Genomic DNA, 21,448 nt, shown 5'->3' on the forward strand with positions numbered 1-21,448 from the left:
TCTCATGATCACGACAACCGATTGGCGCAAATCCGCCGTTTATCAAATCTATCCGAAGAGTTTTTATAGTCCGGAGGGCAAAGCGACCGGTACGTTACGAGGCGTCACTGCCAAACTCGATTATCTGGCGGATCTTGGTGTCGATTATCTCTGGTTGACGCCGGTCTATGCCTCACCGCAAAACGACAATGGTTATGATGTCAGTGATTATTACGCGATTGATCCATCCTACGGAACAATGGACGATTTCGAGACGTTACTTGCAGAAGCAAAACAACGCGGTCTGTCTGTCATGATGGATATCGTCGTCAACCATTGCTCGACGTCGCACTCTTGGTTCGAAGAAGGACGTCACCCGGACAGCCCGTATCACGACTATTTTATCTGGCGCGATACACCGAACGACTGGGTATCGAAATTCGGCGGTCCCGCTTGGTCATTTGATGAGGTAGCTGGCAAGTATTACTTGCATCTGTTCGATAAGACACAAGCGGATCTGAACTGGGAAAATCCACGTTTACGAGAAGATGTTTACAACATGATGCGCTTTTGGCGGGATAAAGGGGTCAGCGGCTTCCGACTCGACGTCATCAATTTGATCTCAAAGACGCCAGGTCTTCCGAACGATCCAGCAGGAGACGGACGGACGTATTATACGGACGGACCGAACGTCCACGACTACTTGCAAGAGATGAACGCAGAAGTCTTTGCTGGACACGATCTCATGACGGTCGGCGAGATGTCGTCGACGTCACTTGAACACTGCCTCCGTTATTCATCGCTTAATGAACAAGAACTGAAGATGACGTTCAATTTTCATCACTTGAAGGTCGATTATCCGAACGGTGAAAAATGGACGGCAGCACCGTTTGATTTCAAGCAACTGAAACAGATTTTCTCCGACTGGCAATCCGGCATGAACGGACAAGCCTGGAACGCTATCTTTTGGTGCAACCATGACCAGCCACGCGTCGTCAGCCGGTTTGGTGACGACGTCACGTATCGCGTCGAAAGTGCGAAGATGCTCGCGACGACGCTTCACGGTTTACAAGGTACACCGTATATCTATCAAGGAGAAGAGATCGGCATGCCGAATCCGGACTTCACGGATCTGTCCGACTACCGCGATGTCGAGACGTTGAACGCCTATCAGGAAGCTCGGGACAACGGCGTAACGGAAGAAGCGATTCTCGCTGCGATTCGTCAAAAGTCGCGTGACAATGCGCGGACGCCGATGCCGTGGTCGGATGCTGTCAACGGTGGCTTTAGTTCAAGCGAGCCGTGGATACCGGTCTCACCAACGTATGATCACATCAATGTCGAGTCGGCTGTCGCAGACACAAACTCGGTCTATCATCATTACAAACAGTTGATTCAACTCCGCAAACAGTATGACGTGCTGACGGACGGTTCGTACCGTCTGTTGACACCAGACGATCCGTCACTCTGGGCGTACGAACGTGCCACAAGCGAGGAAGAGTTGCTTGTCGTTTCGAACTTCTACGGAACAGAGACGACGTTCACGTTACCTCGTGACGGATCGGATTATACGGTGTTGCTTCACAACTATCAGAAGATGCAGACAGAGGGTCAGACTTTGACGTTACGTCCTTATGAATCCCTGATGCTTTATCGTCAAAAGTGATGTATCTCTCGTTTTTCTCTTGATTACCATCTCTAACAACGAATGTTTCATCCTCGCTTTCCACAGGCGGGAGGTAAGCCGCGGCCACCCGCATTCACTGCGGTCTGCCGGGTCTTACCTATCCCTGCCGAAAGCACTGTCTGTGCTTTCTTCTCCTGTAGGAGTCGAGGATGCGCATTCTTAATTTCTTTCGATCAAATAAAAAGGGAGATCACCATCCGAGTTCATGACCCGGAACGTGATCTCCTTTTTTCATACTTCATCATACACGAACTCGTTATTAGAGCATGTATCCTACGAAACCTTCCGATTCGCTTCTTCTCGTTTCAACTGTTCGCGGAACAGTCGTGTCTCGGCAATGACGACGCCGGACAGTCCAATCAAACCGATTAAGTTCGGAATCGCCATCAATCCGTTGAAGACATCAGAAATCGCCCACACCATGTTCAAGTTCGTCGTCATTGCACCTGCTCCAGCGACTAAGACGAACAGGATGCGGTACGGTAGGATTGATTTTTGACCAAACAGATAATAGATCGATTTTTCACCGTAGTACGACCAGCCAAGAACGGTCGAGTACGCGAACATGACGAGACCGATCGTAACGATGTATTTCCCGGCAGGACCGAGGAAGACTTCGAAGCTCGCCGTCGTCAATTCAACACCCTCCAACTTCGTATCGAGTTGTCCCCCCATGACGAGTGTCAGACCCGTGATCGAACAGACGACCAATGTATCGAGGAAGACTTGCGTCATCGAGACGAGCGCTTGACGGCCCGGGAAGTCCGTCTTCGCAGCAGCAGCTGCGATCGGTGCTGAACCGAGTCCTGCTTCATTTGAGAACACACCACGCGCGACACCATAACGAATCGCCGCTCCGATTGCCCCACCCGTGATGGCCTCGTTTGAGAATGTACTACTGAAGATCGTTGAAATCGCACCTGGAATCAGATCATAGTTCATGATGAGAATCAGCAAGCCACTTCCGACATAGAAGAAAATCATGAACGGAACGAACAGACTGACGACTTTCCCGATTGACTTGACCCCACCAAGAATGACGACACCCGTCAATACCATCAACGCGATCCCCGTCACGTAAAGTGGCACATCGAACGTCGATTTCATCGCGAGGGCGACCGAGTTCGTCTGGACCCCGTTTCCGATCCCAAACGCAGCGATCGAAGCGAATGCAGCAAACAAGACACCGAGCCATTTCTGCTTCAGTCCACGCTCGAGGTAATACATCGGTCCCCCTGCCATCTGTCCTTTTTCATCAACGACACGATATTTGACGGCAAGAATCGCTTCCGCGTATTTCGTCGCCATCCCGAACAGACCGGACAGCCACATCCAGACGATCGCGCCTGGTCCCCCGAGAACGACGGCAGTTGCGACACCGACGATATTCCCCGTACCGACGGTCGCAGCTAGTGCCGTCATCAACGCTTGAAAGTGACTGATGTCACCTTCTGACTTATCGTCCTGATGCTTTGAAAACGCAAGTTTCAGCGCATACGGCAGTTTGGTAATTTGAATGAATCCTAAGCGAATCGTCAAGTAAATCCCCGTACCGACCAACAGAATGAGTAACGGTGGTCCCCATACGATATCGGACACCGCACTAATCCACTCACTAAATGAATTTCCCATTCGTCTTACCTCCCTTTATGAGATATGTAGTTCCTTACCATCTTTTCAGAATTTACCGATAATTGTCAAACTATTTTTTCATGGAACTATTTTACGTTTTAATTTTTTTGATAATAAGTAAATTTTTTACTTGTGAAGGTATAATCAAGAAAATAAATAGTTCATCTTGCAAAAAAGGAGCGAATCATATGAAGATTAAAACAAAGCTTATCTTATTGTCCTCCATACTTTTGCTTAGCTTGATCGGTGTCGGTTTATACGGCGCATCTTCTCTCAATCGTGTTGACCAAGAGAGTCAAACGATCACCTCGTCTTGGATTCCTGGTCTGAACTTATCCCATGAAACGAACACGGCACTGTCTGATTTACGACGTGTTGAATTATTACACATTCAAGAAAATGATCCAGAAATTAAAGCCGGTTATGATAAGCGTGTCAAAGACGGTTTAGCGACCGTTGACGCGAATCTCGCGAAATACGAGAAAACGATTTATTTAAAAAGCGATCGCGAACTGTTCAATGATCTCACGAAAAAATGGCAAACTTTCAATGAGACGACTGATCGCCTTCTCGCCCTTAGTACGCCGGAAACCCAAAAAGAAGCGGTCACCTATTATGAAGGTGAGAGTCGTGATTCATACTTCGCCGTTTCTGATCAATTAACGAAAATCGTGAAATACAATAATCAACAAGCGAAAATAAATGGTGATGCCATCACAAGTTCTGCCAATACAGCTCACATCCTTCTCTTCACGATCATCGGTGTCGTCGGATTACTCGGTGTCATCTTCACCGTCTTGATTTTACGCTCGATCTTCGGTCCACTCCGCCAACTACAGGCGAAAACGTATGAACTAGCAACACAAGGTGGCGACTTGACGGCACAACTCGACGTCGTACGTGATGACGAGATTGGACAAATCGCCCAGTCGATGAATCAATTCATCGCCCACTTACGGACAATCATCATCCAGGTTGATGATACAGCAACCCATGTCGTGTCGACTTCACGTCACGTCTCCGGTCGAATCAGCGAACTCGATCAGGATATGGCGTCGACTTCCCATACGATTGAAAACTTATCAGCCGGGATGCAGGAGACAGCTGCTTCTGCCGAAGAGATGAACTCGTCTGCTGTCGATATGGAAGCGACGATTCATGATATCGTCTCTAGTGCAGAAGCGAACGGAAAACGGGCGCAAGAAGTCGGTGGGCGTGCTGAATCACTTCAAGTCGTTGCAACAGAAGCGAAACAGACCGCGAATCACATTCTCGCCGAGACGAAAAGTAAACTCGAGGATGCGATGGCACGTGCGAAGGCCGTTAAAGAAATTTCCGTCTTATCGGACGCGATTCTTTCGATTGCGGCGCAAACGAATCTCTTATCCCTTAATGCTTCGATTGAAGCAGCACGAGCTGGTGAAGTCGGTCGCGGATTCGCTGTCGTCGCCGATGAAATTCGCAAACTTGCCGAAAGTAGTCGGGATACCGTCGAACAAATCCAAGATGTCTCGATTTCTGTCATCGAGTCCGTTGAACACTTGAACGCTGCGTCCGGCGAGATGCTCTCTTTCATTGATACAAAGGTCGCCAAAGACTATGATTTGTTTGAGGATGCCTCCGTCCAGTATCGGAACGACGCACATTTATTCGGTGATGCAGCGGAACACTTCGCTGCCCAAGCCGGTCAACTTCAGGAACTGACAGCGAACATGCTCGGTGTCATCCACGATGTTGCCGTCACCGTCAATGATGGGGCGCAAGGCACACAATCGATGTCAGAACAAATCAATCATTCCGTCCAAGCGTTCCGGGATGTCCATGATCAGACTTCCGTCAGTCAACAGCAGGCGGAGGCACTAAAAGAGGTCTTACGCCAGTTCCAAGTCTAAACGACAATCCCCTCGTCTTCAGATCAGAAGAGAGGGGCTTGTTTTTTATTACTTATTGTCCTGCACCTGTGAGCGGTTGTGCGTCTTTTGCTTCCGCCGGTAATGTGATCTCGTCGATCTCATTGAATTTCGAGAACGTCGACTCATTCTTCATATTGAATTCGGTCTCTTTTTCAATCGCAAACACCATGTCCATGTCGAGAGACTTCGGATAGAACGTCTTCGCGTCGTACGTCATCTTGTAGTTCATTTTCTTATAATCGATGCTATCCATCGCGTCTTTCATCTGTGCCATCTGTCCTGTCTGTTCGAGTGAATCCTTCATGAAGGCTTTCAGATCGTCACCACTCAGCTTAACGTCGATCTGATAGACGTCGCCCTCTTTTTTCGCTGTCCAATTATCTTTGTATTTCTTTAGGAGCTGTAGGTTTTGTTCCGTTGATGCCGATGATTCCATCGCTTCGACCATTTCGCCTAGCTCCGAAACATCTTGAACGATCCATTGTCCGTTTTGTGAGAGATACATTTTATCGTCAACGATATAACTCTCAATCGTCACGTCTTTCCCATCTTCAGGATTTTTCATCGTCATCGTCTGCTTCATCGCGAGTGGCTTTTGAATGATATCAGCGGAAACCTTCTGATCCATCGCCATCTCACCTGCTTTAGAGCTGACCGTTCCTTCCATGTGGAACGATTTGATGTCCTCTTGAGCGGCTGTCGCTTTCTTTAATAGCTCTGTGTTCGAGAGTTCCCCCGACTTCGTCGAACCCGATCCGCTGCCACTACCTGAATCCGTCTGTCCATCTTGGCATCCGGCTAGTCCAATCGATGCTGCGACAATCCCGGCTGCTACCCACCTTGTTTTCTTCATATTCATTTCCTCCTTTATACGCGTTACCCTGATTTACGAAAAACATTGGAAAATGTTTCAAACTTTCTTTAGTAGACCATTACCGTTCTACTTCAAAACGAACCCTCGAATTTCAAATCTACTATTCTTTTTTTGAAATTCATTTTTCTAATTGATATAGTTCTTGGATATTTCCTGCCTGCATCGACTTGCCAAAATAATAACCTTGCATGCGTTGACAAGCTAACTGATTCAATAGATTGACTTGTTCTAACGTTTCTACCCCTTCTGCTACGACGTCAAGTCGTAACGATTTTGCTAAGTGGATGATCGATGAAATCAATGCATGATCCGTCTCACTATCCTGCATTCGTTCTATGAATTCTTGGGGAATCTTCAACGTATCGATCGGAAAGTCAGCTAGTCTTGACAATGAAGAGTATCCTGTACCGAAATCATCAATCGATATCGTAAAGCCCATCTGTTTGAGTCGCATCATCGTCTCGATCGTCTCCTCCACCTCTTCGATGGCGGAGACTTCTGTAATTTCTAAATCAATCCGTGCTGGATTCACCCCTGTTTCCTCGATCAATCGCAACAAGGACAAGATGAATGTCGGGTGGTGAAACTGTTGCATCGAGACGTTTAATCCAAGCTTGAGATCGATTCCGGCTTCCTGCCATCGCTTAGCTTGTCGAAATCCTTCATTCAGGACGAAATCCCCTAAACGAATGATCATTCCGGCTTCTTCTGCCAATGGAATGAAATCTTTCGGTGCAATTCTACCGAACTCCGGATGGTTCCAACGGATCAAGCCTTCCACCCCGACCATTCGATAAGACTTTGTATCGACTAAAGGTTGATATTCCAAAACGAGCTGTTGGTGTTCGATCGCCATCGGTAGTTCCGATTCCAGACGAAAACGTCGCGATGCACTCTCTGCAATATCCTCGAAGTAGACGATTCGCTTTCCTCCGCGTGATTTCGCCTGATACATCGCTAAATCCGCTTGACGTAACAACGTTAACATCGGTTGCGGCGTACCCGCATGAAAAGTGACCGTACCGATACTTGGACTCGAAATGAGTTCATATGAATCGATTTGATGCGGCGTACGCAATGACTCAAGGATCGATTGCACGCGTTTTCTCCCTGAATTAGTATTTTTGATGTCGCGAAGGACAATCGTGAATTCATCCCCGCCCTGTCTTGCGACGATATCGGATGATTCCGTCGCTTCTCGCAGACGATGGACGACGTTCTTCAAGAGCTGATCTCCGACTTGATGACCAAACGTATCGTTGACCATCTTAAAATCATCTAAATCGATGAAACATAACATGCATTCTTCTTGTCCTTCTTGTTGCATGATGTATTGAAGACGTTCTTCGAAATGCAGTCGGTTCAATGCTCCCGTCAAAGGATCAAAGTAAGCCAATCGATGAATTTTCTGCTCATTCGCCCGGATATCCGTAACATCTTGACCAATACCAAAAACACCCACGACTTTTTCCTTGATACGGATTGGAATACTCGTGATGCTTAATAATCGACTTTTTCCATCTTCCGTCTGAAACGACGTCTCGAAATGAAATGCATGTGCTTCTCGACGATCCAACTGCTTTAAAAATGATTGATATGTGTTTTGAATCCATTCCTTCCCGTCATCATTCGTCATTCGTTCAAATGAGGGATTGGTACTTTCTAATCTTCCAGATAGATCGAGCGAGTATACGGCATCCGGATGATACATGAATAGCGATTTATAGCGTTCTTCACTCTCTTCTAACGCATCCGTTTTTTGATGAACGGCTTGCAAGAGTTGCTGGTTATTCAAAATCATCAAGATTTGTCGAATCAGAATCAAGAAAATCGTGATTCCACACCCAATCATCAATCCGTTGACGGAAGAATCACGCTGCGCATACAGGAGCATGGTACCGAACAGAAAAAGAACTAAAGCATACGGTAAAAACAACTTTCCGATTGATTGTGTTCGAGAGACGTCCTTCGAAAGTCTAACCGTTCCCACATCTTGTTTATATCCTGCATTCGCCACAATTAACAGCCCAGCAATAAACAATGGATCAATCCATTCATTGGCTTCCTGACGATTTACGATCGTCTCATAGAGGAACCATGTATCCGCAATGATTTGAATGATTAGACCCGTAATGAGTAGGCGAAACAGGCGTTGACGTCGTCGCCACACGTCTGTCGGGATGATGAAAAAGAGACTGATGGCACAAAATAATAGAATGATATCACTAAGCGGATAACTAAAGGAGACGACGACTTCAGCAACGGTCGCCTGTTGATTCAAGAGAATCGGACGCATTAAGAAAAACCAACTATATGTCATAGCTACCGTCATGACGATCAAGATATCAAAAATAAAACCGATCAGTCGCTTCGGTAATACTTGTTGACGAATGAAGTATAAGAACGCTACTAAGAAAAAGAATATCTGTAATAAATAAAAAGAATCTGGTGTTCCAGGAAACGATACGACCTGCTTCAATACGACTTCCGTATAGGTCCATATCAATTCTGCAATGAGATAACTGCCTGTTCCACAAGCAAGCCAGAAGAAGAACCATCGCTGTCCATCTACTTCGTGCTTTACCGCTAAACGTCCTAGCATGATCGTGGCAACGAGACAACCGAGAATCGAGAACGTATTATTTCCCCACGCACTCCATTGTGGGCTGGATTCAAAAAGAATCAGCCAAATATAAAAGCAAAGTATAAAACAATTGATTTCCCAAAACCCAACCGTCCATGTCTGCTTTCTCATGTTGTCCCTCCATTCTATTCAGCACGTACTAGTTGTTATATACCGATGTTTAACAAGAGAAAAACCTTTTTTGTCACAAACAGGAAAATGATACGTACTTCTTGCCCAATCGAGAGTCCATCCCTGGTCTCGAAAGGCGTTTATTTTAAATCATTTCAGCAAAAAAAGAGGTCGACCTTCAGTTTTTTGAACTGGTGATCGACCTCTTTTTATCTTCAACTAATCCAGATACCCTTAAGCTTAAGGATACCTTCTTCCACTTCCGTTAAATCGTCCGTAAAAGATTCGCCATCTCAATCGCGGAAACCGCAGCTTCGTAGCCTTTGTTCCCAGCTTTCGTACCGGCACGTTCGACTGCTTGCTCGATCGAATCCGTCGTCAGGACACCGAAGATGATCGGCACGCCTGTATCGCGCGATGCACTCGCGACACCTTTCGCGACTTCGTTACAGACATAATCATAGTGCGACGTCGCCCCACGGATGACGGCGCCAAGCGTGATGACTGCGTCATACTTGCCGCTTTTCGCTAACTTTTCCGCGACGAGTGGAATTTCGAATGCTCCTGGAACCCACGCCGTATCGACAGCATCCGCTGCGACACCGTGACGACGGAAAGCGTCGTTTGCTCCTCCGACGAGTTTTGAAGTGATCAATTCGTTAAAACGTGCAGCGACGATTGCGACGCGTAGTCCTTCTCCTGTTAAGAAACCTTCGTAGATCATGATGTGTGTCCTCCTTGGATGTCGAGCCAGTGCCCGAGTTTCGTTTGTTTTGTTTTCAGATAACGTTGATTTTCAGGTTCAGCTGGTACTTGATGGGGCACGCGTTCGATGACTTCGATGCCTTCTTGTTCGAGCACCCGTTGTTTGTCCGGATTGTTCGTCATCAAGCGGATCTTCGTCACGCCGAGATCGCGCAACATGTTCGCTGCGACCGTATAATCACGCATGTCCGTCGGATAACCGAGTGCATGGTTCGCTTCGACCGTATCGAGTCCTTGTTCCTGTAACTCGTACGCTTTTAACTTCGCCATCAGACCGATGCCGCGTCCTTCCTGACGTAAATACAAGACGGCTCCCCCTTCTTGTTCAATCCGCTCGAGTGCCGCATCGAGTTGCGGTCCACAATCGCAACGCTTCGAACCGAAGACGTCCCCTGTCAGGCATTCCGAGTGTAGACGGACGAGCATCCCGTCGTGCGCTTCACCGGATAAGACAGCGACATGTTCTTTCTTATCTTGTGTCGTATAGCCAATCATCCGAAAGGCTCCGAACGTCGTCGGAAGCAACACTTCCGCCTCCCGCTTCAACGGTCGCTCAAGATACGCGACGAGTGCTTCGATCGTAATCAGTTTTAAATCATGTTCTTCCTTATAGAGAAGTAGATCATCGACCCGTGCCATCGTGCCGTCTTCCTTAATGATTTCACAGATGACGGCGATCTCATCGCTACCGGCAAGACGGGCAAGATCGACACCCGCTTCCGTATGTCCACGTCGCTCCCGGACACCGCCCTCTTTTGCGATCAATGGGAAGATGTGACCCGGTCGTTTGAAACGTTCCGGTCCATCCGTCAGCATCCGCTGAATCGTTAGCGACCGTTCCTCAGCACTGATGCCGGTCTTTGCCTCTTCATGATCGATGCTGAGCGTAAATGCCGTTCCATGTGGATCTGTATTATTCGCTGTCATCGGAGCAAGTTCGAGTCGCTGTGCGATCCGCGGACTGACTGGTACACAGACGAGTCCTTTTCCGTATGTGATCATGAAGTTGATGTTTTCCGGTGTCGCATGTTCTGCGAGCATGACGAGATCGCCCTCATTCTCACGATCCTCGTCATCGCAGACGATGATCGGTCGTCCGTTCTTCAAATCTTCTATCGCGTCTTCAATCAAGTCGAATCCGTTCATTACATGTCGCCTCCTAAGAATGCTGCCCAGTCCGTCTGCTTCTCATGCTGCGTGAAATGATAGAGATGTTTCGCCATCATGTCACACTCGATATTGACGACTGCGCCGCTTGCCAATCGATCAAACGTCGTCACTTGACGTGAGTGCGGAATCAATGAAATCGAGATCGTTTCCGGCGTGACGCGTTGCAACGTCAGGCTCGTGCCGTTGATCGCGATCGAGCCTTTCGGAATACAATACTTTTGCCACGATCCGACATCAAACGTATAGACCATCGCTTCTCCATCCGGTCGCCGACTGATCAGCCGCGCTGTTCCGTCGATATGTCCACTGACGAAATGGCCACCGAAGCGACCGTCTGCCGGCATCGCCCGTTCGAGTTGCAATGGGCTTCCGACGCGGTACGTGCCGAGTGCCGTCGAACGGATCGTGTCATGGACGGCATCTGCTGTGAAACCGGTCGGACTCATCGACGTGACCGTCAAACAAATCCCGTCGACGGCGATGCTATCCCCGATCTTCGTTCCTTCGAGTACCTGGTGCGCCTCAATTTCAAGCGCTAACCCGTTCGGTCGCGGGATCTTTCGTTTTAATGTTCCGACTTCTTCAATCAATCCGGTGAACATGTCGTCTCCTCCTTTCGGATGTACGTCAGATGGAGATCCGGTCCAACCGTCTCAACCTGGTCGATTTGAAAACGATCTTCGATATCGTGTTGACTATTCCACGCATCGCCTTCAAAAATCGATGGGGCTTGGTAGACTTCGATTCGGTCAACGAGATCTGCCTCAAGGAAAGCGGCTTGAATCGTCGGTCCACCTTCGATCAAAACACTGCGGATGTCTTGTTCGTATAAGCGTTTCAAAATCGCTTCCGGCGTCTCATACTCACCAACGAGAACCGTCACCTGATCGTGACTAATCCGAGGAACACTCGTCAGCCAGTAGGTTGGATTTTTACCATCACGGAAAACTTGGGCCGTCTCCGGGACCCGACCACGACGATCGACGATTACCCGAATCGGCTCGATGCCTGACGACGCGCGTAACGTTAGTGCCGGATCATCGACGAGGACCGTCTCACTGCCGACGAGGATCGCATCATGGCGACCTCGCAGAGCACGACCGTTCGCGCGTGCTTCTTCTGACGTGATCCAGCGCTGTTCACCTGTCGCCGCGATCCCGTTCATCGTCTGAGCGATCTTGACGGTCACGGTCGGGCGTTTTCGTTCGATCGTCTTCCAGAATTCCGTGTAGAGAGCTTCTGCCTCATGGCGTAACAGGCCAACCTCGACTTCGATTCCCGCGTCCTGTAGCCGTTTGATTCCGGAACCAGCGACGATCGCATGTTTGTCCTCCGTTGCGACGAAGACTCGTTTGATTCCTGCTTGTAGAATCGCTTCCGTGCATGGTGGCGTCTTGCCATGATGATTGCATGGCTCGAGCGTCACGTAAAGATCGGCACCGCGGGCGGCTTCTCCTGCCATCCGTAAGGCTTCGACTTCTGCGTGCGGACCACCGGCAAACCGGTGCGCACCGAAGCCGATGATGCGTCCTTGTTTGACGATGACACAGCCGACACTTGGATTCGGACTTGTTTGTCCGTGTAACATTTGTGCTAATTGCATGGCATAACTCATCATCTGTGACATCGCGTTCACTCCTTTCAAATGAAAAAAGACGCCCCTTGAAAAAGGGGCGTCTGTATAGAAGGGTTCACGAAATACACGGTTCGCTCCCTGCATTTTTTCATGCAGAAATAGACCATCTCCTGAAAACATTTTTTCAGAAAACGGCTTGAATCGTGTCGTTTCGTTCTTCTCCCATCCGGACTTTACCGTCGGCCCTGGAATCTCACCAAGTCAGCCATGATGCGTACATCACAGGTCGCGGGCTCGTCGATCAATCGATCGCATCACCGCCGGTTGGGATTTTCACCCTACCCCGAAGAACTGGATTATTGAGTTATACAATTTTAGCCTAGCATATCTTTTTCAAGAAAACAAAGCGCAAATGCTTCTGTCTTGTCTCTTTTTTGATTTCGCTCCAATTCTGTCACCCATCACCAATTCGTGATCAACTGCATCTCAAAAACGACCGGAGCACCTGATAGCAGTGCATCCAGTCGTTGTTTTCCGCTTATAAATATCCGTTCTTCCGATCGTGGAATTCTTGAGCGATCGCCCCGCGCGTCCGTTCATCAGCGAGGACGCGAAGCGCTGTCCGAGCGAGGATTTTCGCCCCCGTGATCAATGCTTCATCTCCAGCTTCTGAACGAGCCGCTTCTTTGAATGCTTCCGTATGCGCGACGAGATCATCCGGACCTATCTTGATATACGGATGGATCGTCGGAATGACTTGACTGATGTTACCGGCATCCGTCGAGCCAAGACCCGGTCGTTCGTCTAAGTGGACCTTTTCACCAAGCGATTCTGCTTCTTCTTGGAACAGACGGTCGAACGTCCGGTTGAAGACGAGGTTATCGACTTCATTTTGGAAGGCGATGACGTCAAGTGTCGCCCCAGTCGCGAGTGCCGCTCCTTGGGCGACGGCTTTGACTTTTTCCGTGACGGCATTCAATCGTTCCCGTGTCGTCGCCCGGATGAAGAAACGTGCTTTTGCGTATTCCGGGATGATGTTCGGCGCATCACCTCCATGCGTGATGATTCCGTGAATCCGGACATCGTCCGGTAATTGCTGACGTAACGCATTGATTCCATTGAAGAGTTGAATGACAGCGTCGAGGGCGTTGATGCCTTCTTCCGGTGACGCCGCTGCGTGTGCCGGACGACCCGTAAAGGCAAAGTCGAGCGGATCGACCGCAAGGGAAGAACCCGTGATCCGTGTTTGACCCGACGGATGGACCATCAAGGCTGCATCGATCCCTTCCAGCAACTGATGTTTGACGAAACTGCCTTTCGCACTACCGTTCGGTCCACCTTCCTCGGCCGGCGTTCCAAGCACGACGACACTCCCGCCGACTTCATCGAGTACTTTACTGAGCGCGATCGCCGCTGCGACGCTCGTCGTGCCGATGATATTATGACCGCACGCGTGACCAATACCCGGCAACGCATCGTATTCAGCAAGAAAGGCAATCGTTGCGCCTGGTCGGTCGCTCGATTTCTTCGCGAAGAATGCGGTATCGTGTCCCGCGACGCCGAGTTCTACCGTAAAACCTTCAGCCGTTAGACGCTCCGCATGTAGCCGCGAAGCAAAGAATTCCTCGTTCCCGATTTCCGGCGTTGCATGAATCCGATGACTTGTCTCAAGATACGATTCCCGTTTTTGTTCGATGTCCTGTTCAATCGTCTCTACCCATGTCGTGCGTACTGGTGTCGTCATACTGTCCACTCTCCTTTTGAAATTATTCGCCGATATCGCTCAGTGGAACGAACGTCGGGATCGTACTGCCTTTATATTCTTTTTTGATGAAGGCCGCGACATCTTTTTGTTGATACAGCGACGCGATTTTTTTCAGTTCTTTTTTGTTCTTGTCTTCCGTCCGTGTCGCGATGATGTTGATGTATGGTTTTGCTGTCTCGTTCTCATGAACGATCGAGTCCTTGATCGGGTTGAAGCCAGCGTCAACGGCAATGCCATTGTTGATGATAGACGCCGCGACGTCCGGTAAGACGCGTGGCGTTTGTCCAGCGACGATCGGAACGATTTTCAGCTTTTTCGGATTCTCGACGATCTTATCGACCGAACCGTTGCCATCGAAGTCGTCCGGTAGCTTGATCAGACCTGCTTCTTGCAGTAACAAGAGGGCACGTCCCATGTTCGTCGCTTCGTTTGGAACAGCGATTTTTCCGCCATTTGGAATGTCTTTGACGTCCTTGTATTTATCCGAGTAGATCCCCATCGGTGCGATGACAGTCGTCGCAATCGGCGATAGCTTCAAGTTATGTTCTTTCTTGAAAGCGTTGAAGTAGGAAATCGTCTGGAAAGCATTGGCGTCGATCTCACCCTCAGCCAGTGCCATGTTCGGCTGGACATAATCGGAGAACTTGACGAGCTCGATTTTGATGCCCTCCTTCTCTGCTTTTTTCGCGACATAATCCCAAACTTGTGTGTCTGAACCGCTGACACCGAGCTTGATCGTCTTTTCGTCTTCTCCTGATGCTGCGCACCCGGCAAATAAAATCGTCGTGAGTGTTGCTCCAATTGCTACTGCTTTTTTCATGGCTGAATCGCTCCCTTGATTAATGTCTTCTAATTTTTCGTGCGACGATGTTGCCTGTCGTCTGTAAGCCTTGGACTAAGATGACGAGAATCCCGACCGTGATGATCATGACTTTCGTGTCGAATCGTTGATAACCATAGGTGATCGCTAAGTCACCGAGACCACCGCCTCCAATCGCACCTGCCATCGCTGACGCCCCGATCAAGCCGACCGTCGCGATCGTTAAGTTCAGGATGAGTGAACCGAGTGCTTCCGGTAGGAGGAAGCGGAAAATCGTTTGAAACGGTGTTGCGCCCATCGCTTCTGCTGCTTCAAGAACGCCTTTATCGACTTCGAGTAAAGAACTCTCGATCAGACGCGCCATGTACGGTGCAGCGTAAAAGACGAGCGGGACGATTGCGGCTTCGGTTCCGATCGACGTCTGGACGATCAACCGTGTCAACGGGATGATCGCGACGAGTAAGATGATGAACGGAATCGAGCGGAAAATATTGACGATACTGTTGAAGAACGTGAACAGCGGGACATTTTCAAGCAATGCGCCTTTTCGCGTTACGACAAGCAGGATCCCGAGTGGTAAACCGATCAATGTCGAGAATAAGAGCGAAACGGATACCATCGTCATCGTCTGTAAAAATGCTGTCCAGATATCACTGTAGTTAACTAGCATGGGCAAGTACCTCCTCGACCGTCACCTGTGCCTGATCGATGTAGTGTAACGCTCGTTTTACTTCAGCCGGCTCACCGATCAGTTCAACGAGCAGAGTGCCAAACGGTGTCTCCTGCAACTCCGTGATGCTACCGTGCAAGATGTTGACATCGACGTCAAAGCGTTTCGCGACTTGTGACAAGAGCGGCTGCCCGGTGTGATGTCCGAGGAAATGAATCTTATAGATCGGATTCGCATTCCGGGACTCGATCAACTGGCGAATCGATGCTGGAATCTCGTCGTGCATGACGGAGCGAACGAAGTTTTTCGCTGTCTCGGTCTTTGGATTCGAAAAGACGTCGAAGACCGTTCCTGACTCGATCAACTTTCCAGCTTCGATGACGGCGACCCGGTCACAAATTTCACGAATGACGCCCATCTCGTGGGTGATCAAGAGAATCGTGATCCCGTACTCCGCATTGATACGTTTTAATAACTGGAGAATATGATGGGTCGTTTGGGGATCGAGTGCTGACGTCGCTTCGTCACATAAGAGGACGGAAGGTTGCATCGCGAGTGCCCGGGCGATACCAACGCGCTGTTTCTGCCCACCCGACAATTGATCCGGATAATGATCCGCCTTGTCCGCGAGATCAACGAATTCGAGCAACTCCGTCACTCGGCGGCGAATCTCATCTTTCTTGACGCCTGCGAGAACAAGTGGTTTTGCAACGTTCGTAAAGACCGTATTCGCATTCAATAGATTGAAGTGCTGAAAGATCATCCCGATCCGTTGTTTTGCTTGGCGCAATTTTTTCGGAGACAGTTGCGTTAAATCTTCCCCATCGACCGTCACCGTTCCTGACGTCGGTCGTTCTAACAGATTGACACAGCGGAGCAGTGAACTTTTTCCGGCACCGCTAAAGCCGATGACACCAAAGATTTCGCCTTTTTCGATCGTCAGGTCGACACCGTCGAGCGCTGCGATCGTCTGATCTTTCGTGACGTACGTTTTTTTGACTTGATGAAATGCGATCATTCCGTTTTCCCCCTTCATTCAACAAAAAAGGTCCCTTCTTGAGAAACAAGAAGAGACCTGGATCCGCACAGTGGCAGAATCCACTCCACTCATCTCTCAGACATCTGTCTGATGGAATTGGCACAGTGCTCATAATGAGTCTGTTGCCGAGGTTTCGTAGGGCCAGTCCCTCCACCTCTCTGGATAAGTATTGCGGTATGAAATTCGTATGTGTGTTGTTGCGTTGTTGCTTATGTCGTAAAACTAATTTTTACATTACGGGTCGAAACTTTAAAAGTCAACCAACTTTGCAAAAATAATCCATTTGGCGCATATCGATGGATGAACAAGTTATGAGTTAGCTTACTCAACGGATCATGATTCGTCAAGAAAGATTTGACAAGTCATTTTTGGTCGTGCTACCATCGTTTCAATGATTATTCCGACAATTCCAATATGATATTTATCAAGAGTGAACGAGAGACCTGGCTCTATGACTTCACGGCAACCTGCAATTTGTAAGGTGCTCCGACCAGCAAAGCGCGGCTTTGGATGATACGGTGAAAAACTCGTGGGCGTCCAAGCAGTGACGTCGACGAGTTTTTTCATGAATGGAGGAAAAATAGTAATGATGAACTATCCTGTATTGACTGGTGCTGAAGCGTTTTATTTTCAAGGTGGATCGATCGGCATTCTAATCTGTCATGGTTTTAACGCCACTCCGCAAAGTGTCCGGGACGTCGGTGAGGCATTCGCTGCTGAAGGTTTTACCGTCTATGCCCCGCGCTTACGTGGACATGGAACGAACGTCCGCGAGTTTGAACAATCGACTGCTCGATGTTGGAAGCAAAGCCTGCAAGACGGCTATGAACGTTTACAAGAAACATGCGATCAAGTCTTCGTCATCGGTCAATCGATGGGTGCGACGCTTGCACTGTCGCTCGCCGCTGACGGCATTCCGTTTGCCGGCATCATTACGATCAATGCTGCTCTTTCCGTTCCTTCTTACGAAGCACTTTCGTTTGATGACGGTCCAGAGTATTTACCGGAAGGGGCACCGGACATCAAGCGGTCTGCTTTCGAAATCATCTATGACCTCGTTTCGAGCCGTTGTGCGTTCGAACTCGTTCGTCTGATGGATGAGACGAAAGGACGTCTTGGATCGATCCTTCTACCGACCTTGATTCTTTACTCGGCGACGGATCACGTCGTTCCGCCGTCGAGTTCGGATTATCTGCATCAGCACATCGGAACGAATGATAAACGAAGCTACTGTTTACTCAACTCGTATCACGTCGCGACACTCGATCATGATCAGGATTTAATCGTTCGTGAGACGATCCGCTTCATCGAACGCTCAAGCCGGTTCTCGCAGGAAACAGGATAATAAAAAAACAGCTATTCTCTTCCCTCTGGAAACGAATAGCTGCTACATCAAAGGACGACCGCGACCGGTTCGTCTTTTTTGTTTAATTTTCTTGGTGCTGCACCGATTGGAGCGGCTTCGGTTTTCCAGGCACCTCATGGCAATGGCGGCACCGTGGCTCATATGATTCTGAAGCGCCAACTAGGATGATCGGATCATCGTAGTTCGCTGGTTTTCCATCAATCAACCGTTGTGTCCGGGAAGCCGGATCACCACATGAAAGACAGATGGCTTGCAGCTTCGTTACGAATTCTGCGCGCGCCAGTAATTCCGGCATCTTGCCAAATGGCTCTGCCCGGAAATCTTGATCAAGGCCTGCACAAATGACGCGTTTTCCGTCTTGTGCAAGTGCTTCGATGACTTGTACGATCTCATCATCAAAGAATTGAACTTCATCGATTCCAACGATTTGTGTTTCCTCTGCTACTGCTGCGTAGAGATCGCGACTCGTCGCCATCGGAATCGCCACGACGGAGTTGCCGATATGAGAGACGACATGCTCTTCATGGTACCGGTCGTCGATTGCCGGCTTGAATACTTGAACGGGCAGTTTGCCGTACTGCGCCCGTCTGACACGACGAATCAACTCTTCCGATTTCCCGGAAAACATACTGCCACAAATTACTTCGATCCAGCCGTACTGATTTATTACATGCATCATCGTCCGACACCGTCCTCTAAAAATAGTCACTTTAACGAGTATAGCCCGAAACGGTATCGAGAAAAAGGGTTGACTTCCGGAAATCAAAATTCATTTTTTCTTTACCTAGAATTTTTGTCCTTTCATTCCAACCGTCCCCTATTTCCTGTACACTGAAGAAGAAGACTCTCACGAAAGAAGGTGTCCCCGATTCATCATCTCTTACATGACATCCTGCACCAATATGGTGCCCTTGGTCTCTCCGTCCTTCTCGCAGGTGGTATCGTGGGATTGCCGGTTCCTGATGAGACCCTGCTCGTCCTGTCCGGTTTTTGGATGCATCAAGGCAATCTACCACTCGTCGGTACGATTCTCGCTGCTTACGCCGGCAGTTGTATCGGGATGACGATCAGCTATTTACTCGGATTAAAACTCGGTATGCCACTATTACACCGCGTCGGACCGAAAATGCGTATCTCAGAAAAACATATTCTTTCCGCTGAAGCCGGATTTCGTCGTTACGGGAAATCGGTCTTGATCATCGGTTACTACATACCTGGTCTCCGCCAACTCTCTGCCTTTTTTGCAGGTGTCTCGAAAATGCCGTTTCGCGTGTTTGCGAGTTATGCGTATACAGGTGCGTTGATTTGGATCAGCGTGTTTTTAGGCGCCGGCTACTTCGTCGGTCGTCATCTCTCGTTCCACAAAGTCATGGACTATATCTTGGCACATCCGGAAGTCATGCCGTATTTAATCGGGATTGCCGGTGGAATCGCCTTCTCCTTCGTCTTGAAGACGTATCTCGCGTATCGTTCACAATTCAGTCTATACAAAAACAGCCTGCTTCCATAATGGAGGCAGGCTGTTTTTTTAAGAACCGACAAGTGATTACTTGCGGCCGTATTTTTTGTTGAAGCGATCGACACGACCATCTGCCGCGTTGAACTTTTGACGACCTGTGTAGAATGGGTGCGAGTCTGAAGACACATCCACACGGATGAGTGGGTACTCGTTACCATCTTCCCAAGTGATCGTTTCGTTCGAAGAACGAGTAGAACCGCTTAAGAATTTGTACTCAGTCGTTGAATCCATAAATACTACTTTGTTGTAGTTAGGGTGAATTCCTTGTTTCATGGTTGATTTCTCTCCTTCCGCCCTGGTTCATTTGCTGAGCCAGAGTAAGTTACCTTCCTATACTAAACGATTTTTTTGCGCGTCGCAATAGTTATTTTTCCGTCGTCGTTTCCTTCTTGACGGTACGTGGTTTAGCCGGTGCGCGTCGGACCGCCTTCTTCTTTTCCTTCTCGAGTTCGACGAAAAATTCCTCATTATTTTTCGTATCACGAATCTTACGTAGGAAAGTATCGACGAATTCGTTCGACTCGTTCATCGTCCGGCGAATCGTCCAAAGTGCATCGAGTTGCTCTTTCGGAAGCAAGAGTTCTTCCTTCCGTGTACCGGACTTCCGAATGTCGATCGCTGGGAAGATCCGACGCTCTGACAACTTACGATCAAGATGCAACTCCATGTTGCCCGTCCCTTTGAATTCCTCATAGATGACGTCATCCATGCGCGATCCTGTCTCAACGAGAGCTGTCGCAAGAATCGTCAAACTACCACCGTGTTCGATGTTTCGCGCTGCCCCAAAGAAGCGTTTTGGTTTATGGAACGCAGCCGGGTCAATTCCCCCTGAGAGCGTCCGACCGCTTTGCGGTACCGTTAAGTTATAGGCACGTGTCAGACGCGTGATCGAATCCATCAGGATGACGACATCCTTCTTGTGTTCGACGAGTCGCATCGCCCGCTCGAGGACCAGTTCAGAAATCCGGACGTGGTTGTCTGGTGTTTCGTCAAACGTCGAGCTGACAACGTCTGCTCCCGGAACCGAGCGCTCAATATCTGTTACTTCCTCAGGACGCTCATCAATCAAGAGAATGATCAGTTCGACATCCGGATGATTCTCCTGAATCGAGTTTGCGATTTCTTTGAGGAGTGATGTCTTCCCTGCTTTTGGCGGTGCGACGATCAAACCACGTTGACCAAACCCAACCGGTGCGATCATATCCATGACACGCACAGATAGATGGCGTGGTTCTGTCTCAAGTCGCATTAGACGATCCGGATAGATCGGTGTCAGTGCCGGGAAAAATAAACGGTTACGGGCAGTATCTGGTGCTTCACCGTTGACGGCTTCCACGCTAAGTAATCCTTGGAACCGTTCGTTTTCCTTCGGTGGACGGACTTTACCTGTGACGACATCACCATTACGTAGATTAAAGCGTCGGATTTGAGATGCTGCGATATAAATATCTTCAGAGGATTGGGAATAATTGATAGGACGAAGGAAGCCAAAGCCACCATCGTTTTGCATTTGTGGGTTGCCAGGGATGACTTCGAGTACCCCTTCGAGGAAATAAAGACCAGTCGATTCAGCCTGTGCTTTTAAAATCTTGAACATCAACTCGCGTTTACGGGCTTCCCGGTATTGTGGGACATTTTTCGTCTTTGCGATTTCATAGAGTTCTTTTAATGTCAGTTGGCTCAATTGAGCCAGTGTATAGGAACGTTCTGGTTTATCTTTTTTATCAGTTGTTGGCATGTTCTTCACCTATTCTTTATAAATTCAACTGCATTCAGCATACTTCCATACATACATCAGGAGGTATGTAATTTTATTCGTGAACTAAAGGTATCATATTTTTTTGAATTCGTCGTTAACAATCCTCTGCGTTTCTTACTTTGTAATATTCAAGGATATTATTTCAGTTATGTTACAAAA

General features: G+C 48.6%; 18 protein-coding genes and 3 riboswitches. Of the genes, 4 read left to right on the forward strand and 14 right to left on the reverse strand.

Annotated elements, in window-relative coordinates; all coding sequences use genetic code 11:
- Positions 1-4 precede the first annotated feature (4 nt).
- Positions 5-1,645 carry an alpha,alpha-phosphotrehalase gene (gene treC, locus KNQ03_RS07765; RefSeq protein WP_214724177.1) on the forward strand — a complete coding sequence of 547 codons (1,641 nt, stop codon included), beginning with the start codon at positions 5-7 and terminating at the stop codon, positions 1,643-1,645.
- Between the two features lie 294 nt (positions 1,646-1,939).
- On the opposite strand, the gene KNQ03_RS07770 is transcribed toward treC, so the two are convergent.
- Positions 1,940-3,298: an alanine/glycine:cation symporter family protein gene (locus tag KNQ03_RS07770; protein WP_214724179.1), complete on the reverse strand. Its 1,359-nt coding sequence runs from the start codon at positions 3,296-3,298 to the stop codon at positions 1,940-1,942.
- Positions 3,299-3,486: 188 nt separating this feature from the next.
- On the opposite strand from KNQ03_RS07770, the gene KNQ03_RS07775 reads away from it, so the two are divergent.
- Positions 3,487-5,190: a methyl-accepting chemotaxis protein gene (locus KNQ03_RS07775; RefSeq protein ID WP_214724181.1), complete on the forward strand. Its 1,704-nt coding sequence runs from the start codon at positions 3,487-3,489 to the stop codon at positions 5,188-5,190.
- Between the two features lie 52 nt (positions 5,191-5,242).
- Here the strand turns inward: KNQ03_RS07775 and KNQ03_RS07780 are convergent, their stop codons facing one another.
- The 10 genes from KNQ03_RS07780 to KNQ03_RS07825 form a co-directional block, all read right to left on the reverse strand.
- Complete coding sequence (locus KNQ03_RS07780) at positions 5,243-6,064, reverse strand: DUF6612 family protein (protein ID WP_064299228.1); 822 nt, start codon at positions 6,062-6,064, stop codon at positions 5,243-5,245.
- A 139-nt stretch (positions 6,065-6,203) separates the two neighbouring features.
- Entirely contained in the window at positions 6,204-8,840 is a 2,637-nt protein-coding gene (locus KNQ03_RS07785; RefSeq protein WP_214724183.1) for a putative bifunctional diguanylate cyclase/phosphodiesterase, read from the reverse strand.
- A gap of 265 nt (positions 8,841-9,105) precedes the next feature.
- Positions 9,106-9,564 (reverse strand): 6,7-dimethyl-8-ribityllumazine synthase, encoded by a 459-nt coding sequence (ribH, locus tag KNQ03_RS07790; protein WP_035395821.1) that lies wholly within the window; start codon positions 9,562-9,564, stop codon positions 9,106-9,108.
- Complete coding sequence (gene ribA / locus KNQ03_RS07795; RefSeq protein ID WP_214724185.1) at positions 9,561-10,751, reverse strand: GTP cyclohydrolase II; 1,191 nt, start codon at positions 10,749-10,751, stop codon at positions 9,561-9,563. The genes ribH and ribA overlap by 4 nt, the downstream gene beginning before the upstream one ends.
- Positions 10,751-11,377, reverse strand: a complete 627-nt coding sequence (gene ribE / locus KNQ03_RS07800) for a riboflavin synthase (protein WP_064299226.1) — start codon at positions 11,375-11,377, stop codon at positions 10,751-10,753. The genes ribA and ribE overlap by 1 nt, the downstream gene beginning before the upstream one ends.
- Positions 11,362-12,402 (reverse strand): bifunctional diaminohydroxyphosphoribosylaminopyrimidine deaminase/5-amino-6-(5-phosphoribosylamino)uracil reductase RibD, encoded by a 1,041-nt coding sequence (gene ribD / locus KNQ03_RS07805; RefSeq protein WP_214724187.1) that lies wholly within the window; start codon positions 12,400-12,402, stop codon positions 11,362-11,364. Before ribD ends, ribE begins: the two co-directional genes overlap by 16 nt.
- A gap of 159 nt (positions 12,403-12,561) precedes the next feature.
- A riboswitch (FMN riboswitch) is annotated at positions 12,562-12,706 on the reverse strand.
- Between the two features lie 183 nt (positions 12,707-12,889).
- Positions 12,890-14,095, reverse strand: a complete 1,206-nt coding sequence (locus KNQ03_RS07810; RefSeq protein ID WP_214724189.1) for a M20 family metallopeptidase — start codon at positions 14,093-14,095, stop codon at positions 12,890-12,892.
- Positions 14,096-14,117: 22 nt separating this feature from the next.
- The gene (locus KNQ03_RS07815) at positions 14,118-14,936 is read right to left on the reverse strand and encodes a MetQ/NlpA family ABC transporter substrate-binding protein (protein ID WP_023469540.1); all 819 of its coding nucleotides are present in this window, start codon (positions 14,934-14,936) and stop codon (positions 14,118-14,120) included.
- Between the two features lie 19 nt (positions 14,937-14,955).
- On the reverse strand, positions 14,956-15,606 hold the full coding sequence (locus KNQ03_RS07820; protein ID WP_023469541.1) for a methionine ABC transporter permease: 651 nt from the start codon (positions 15,604-15,606) through the stop codon (positions 14,956-14,958).
- Entirely contained in the window at positions 15,596-16,624 is a 1,029-nt protein-coding gene (locus KNQ03_RS07825) for a methionine ABC transporter ATP-binding protein (protein ID WP_214724191.1), read from the reverse strand. The genes KNQ03_RS07820 and KNQ03_RS07825 overlap by 11 nt, the downstream gene beginning before the upstream one ends.
- Before the next feature lie 86 nt (positions 16,625-16,710).
- A riboswitch (SAM riboswitch) is annotated at positions 16,711-16,814 on the reverse strand.
- Between the two features lie 249 nt (positions 16,815-17,063).
- Positions 17,064-17,165, forward strand: a riboswitch (SAM riboswitch).
- 66 nt (positions 17,166-17,231) lie between these two features.
- Between KNQ03_RS07825 and KNQ03_RS07830 the strand changes: the two genes are divergently transcribed.
- Positions 17,232-17,990 carry an alpha/beta hydrolase gene (locus KNQ03_RS07830; protein ID WP_251140245.1) on the forward strand — a complete coding sequence of 253 codons (759 nt, stop codon included), beginning with the start codon at positions 17,232-17,234 and terminating at the stop codon, positions 17,988-17,990.
- 82 nt (positions 17,991-18,072) lie between these two features.
- Here the strand turns inward: KNQ03_RS07830 and KNQ03_RS07835 are convergent, their stop codons facing one another.
- Positions 18,073-18,687 carry a thymidine kinase gene (locus tag KNQ03_RS07835; RefSeq protein WP_029342777.1) on the reverse strand — a complete coding sequence of 205 codons (615 nt, stop codon included), beginning with the start codon at positions 18,685-18,687 and terminating at the stop codon, positions 18,073-18,075.
- Between the two features lie 183 nt (positions 18,688-18,870).
- Here KNQ03_RS07835 and KNQ03_RS07840 point away from each other — a divergent pair, with 183 nt between their 5' ends.
- A complete protein-coding gene (locus KNQ03_RS07840) occupies positions 18,871-19,521 on the forward strand; it encodes a DedA family protein (protein ID WP_050676976.1) in 651 nt (216 codons plus the stop codon).
- Positions 19,522-19,557: 36 nt separating this feature from the next.
- On the opposite strand, the gene KNQ03_RS07845 is transcribed toward KNQ03_RS07840, so the two are convergent.
- Positions 19,558-19,803, reverse strand: coding sequence for a type B 50S ribosomal protein L31 (locus KNQ03_RS07845; RefSeq protein WP_023469546.1), 246 nt, complete (start codon positions 19,801-19,803; stop codon positions 19,558-19,560).
- Positions 19,804-19,894: 91 nt separating this feature from the next.
- Positions 19,895-21,268 carry a transcription termination factor Rho gene (gene rho, locus KNQ03_RS07850; protein ID WP_050676977.1) on the reverse strand — a complete coding sequence of 458 codons (1,374 nt, stop codon included), beginning with the start codon at positions 21,266-21,268 and terminating at the stop codon, positions 19,895-19,897.
- Between the last annotated feature and the right edge of the window lie 180 nt (positions 21,269-21,448).

Source organism: Exiguobacterium sp. s143, from assembly GCF_018618895.1.
Classification (GTDB): domain Bacteria; phylum Bacillota; class Bacilli; order Exiguobacteriales; family Exiguobacteriaceae; genus Exiguobacterium_A; species Exiguobacterium_A abrahamii.

What these genes read in the sequence shown, in the direction of transcription:
- treC (WP_214724177.1), top strand. Translation starts at nt 5, where the DNA reads ATGATCACGACAACCGATTGGCGCAAATCCGCCGTTTATCAAATCTAT.
- KNQ03_RS07770 (WP_214724179.1), bottom strand. Translation starts at nt 3,298, where the DNA reads ATGGGAAATTCATTTAGTGAGTGGATTAGTGCGGTGTCCGATATCGTA.
- KNQ03_RS07775 (WP_214724181.1), top strand. Translation starts at nt 3,487, where the DNA reads ATGAAGATTAAAACAAAGCTTATCTTATTGTCCTCCATACTTTTGCTT.
- KNQ03_RS07780 (WP_064299228.1), bottom strand. Translation starts at nt 6,064, where the DNA reads ATGAAGAAAACAAGGTGGGTAGCAGCCGGGATTGTCGCAGCATCGATT.
- KNQ03_RS07785 (WP_214724183.1), bottom strand. Translation starts at nt 8,840, where the DNA reads ATGAGAAAGCAGACATGGACGGTTGGGTTTTGGGAAATCAATTGTTTT.
- ribH (WP_035395821.1), bottom strand. Translation starts at nt 9,564, where the DNA reads ATGATCTACGAAGGTTTCTTAACAGGAGAAGGACTACGCGTCGCAATC.
- ribA (WP_214724185.1), bottom strand. Translation starts at nt 10,751, where the DNA reads ATGAACGGATTCGACTTGATTGAAGACGCGATAGAAGATTTGAAGAAC.
- ribE (WP_064299226.1), bottom strand. Translation starts at nt 11,377, where the DNA reads ATGTTCACCGGATTGATTGAAGAAGTCGGAACATTAAAACGAAAGATC.
- ribD (WP_214724187.1), bottom strand. Translation starts at nt 12,402, where the DNA reads ATGTCACAGATGATGAGTTATGCCATGCAATTAGCACAAATGTTACAC.
- KNQ03_RS07810 (WP_214724189.1), bottom strand. Translation starts at nt 14,095, where the DNA reads ATGACGACACCAGTACGCACGACATGGGTAGAGACGATTGAACAGGAC.
- KNQ03_RS07815 (WP_023469540.1), bottom strand. Translation starts at nt 14,936, where the DNA reads ATGAAAAAAGCAGTAGCAATTGGAGCAACACTCACGACGATTTTATTT.
- KNQ03_RS07820 (WP_023469541.1), bottom strand. Translation starts at nt 15,606, where the DNA reads ATGCTAGTTAACTACAGTGATATCTGGACAGCATTTTTACAGACGATG.
- KNQ03_RS07825 (WP_214724191.1), bottom strand. Translation starts at nt 16,624, where the DNA reads ATGATCGCATTTCATCAAGTCAAAAAAACGTACGTCACGAAAGATCAG.
- KNQ03_RS07830 (WP_251140245.1), top strand. Translation starts at nt 17,232, where the DNA reads ATGATGAACTATCCTGTATTGACTGGTGCTGAAGCGTTTTATTTTCAA.
- KNQ03_RS07835 (WP_029342777.1), bottom strand. Translation starts at nt 18,687, where the DNA reads ATGCATGTAATAAATCAGTACGGCTGGATCGAAGTAATTTGTGGCAGT.
- KNQ03_RS07845 (WP_023469546.1), bottom strand. Translation starts at nt 19,803, where the DNA reads ATGAAACAAGGAATTCACCCTAACTACAACAAAGTAGTATTTATGGAT.
- rho (WP_050676977.1), bottom strand. Translation starts at nt 21,268, where the DNA reads ATGCCAACAACTGATAAAAAAGATAAACCAGAACGTTCCTATACACTG.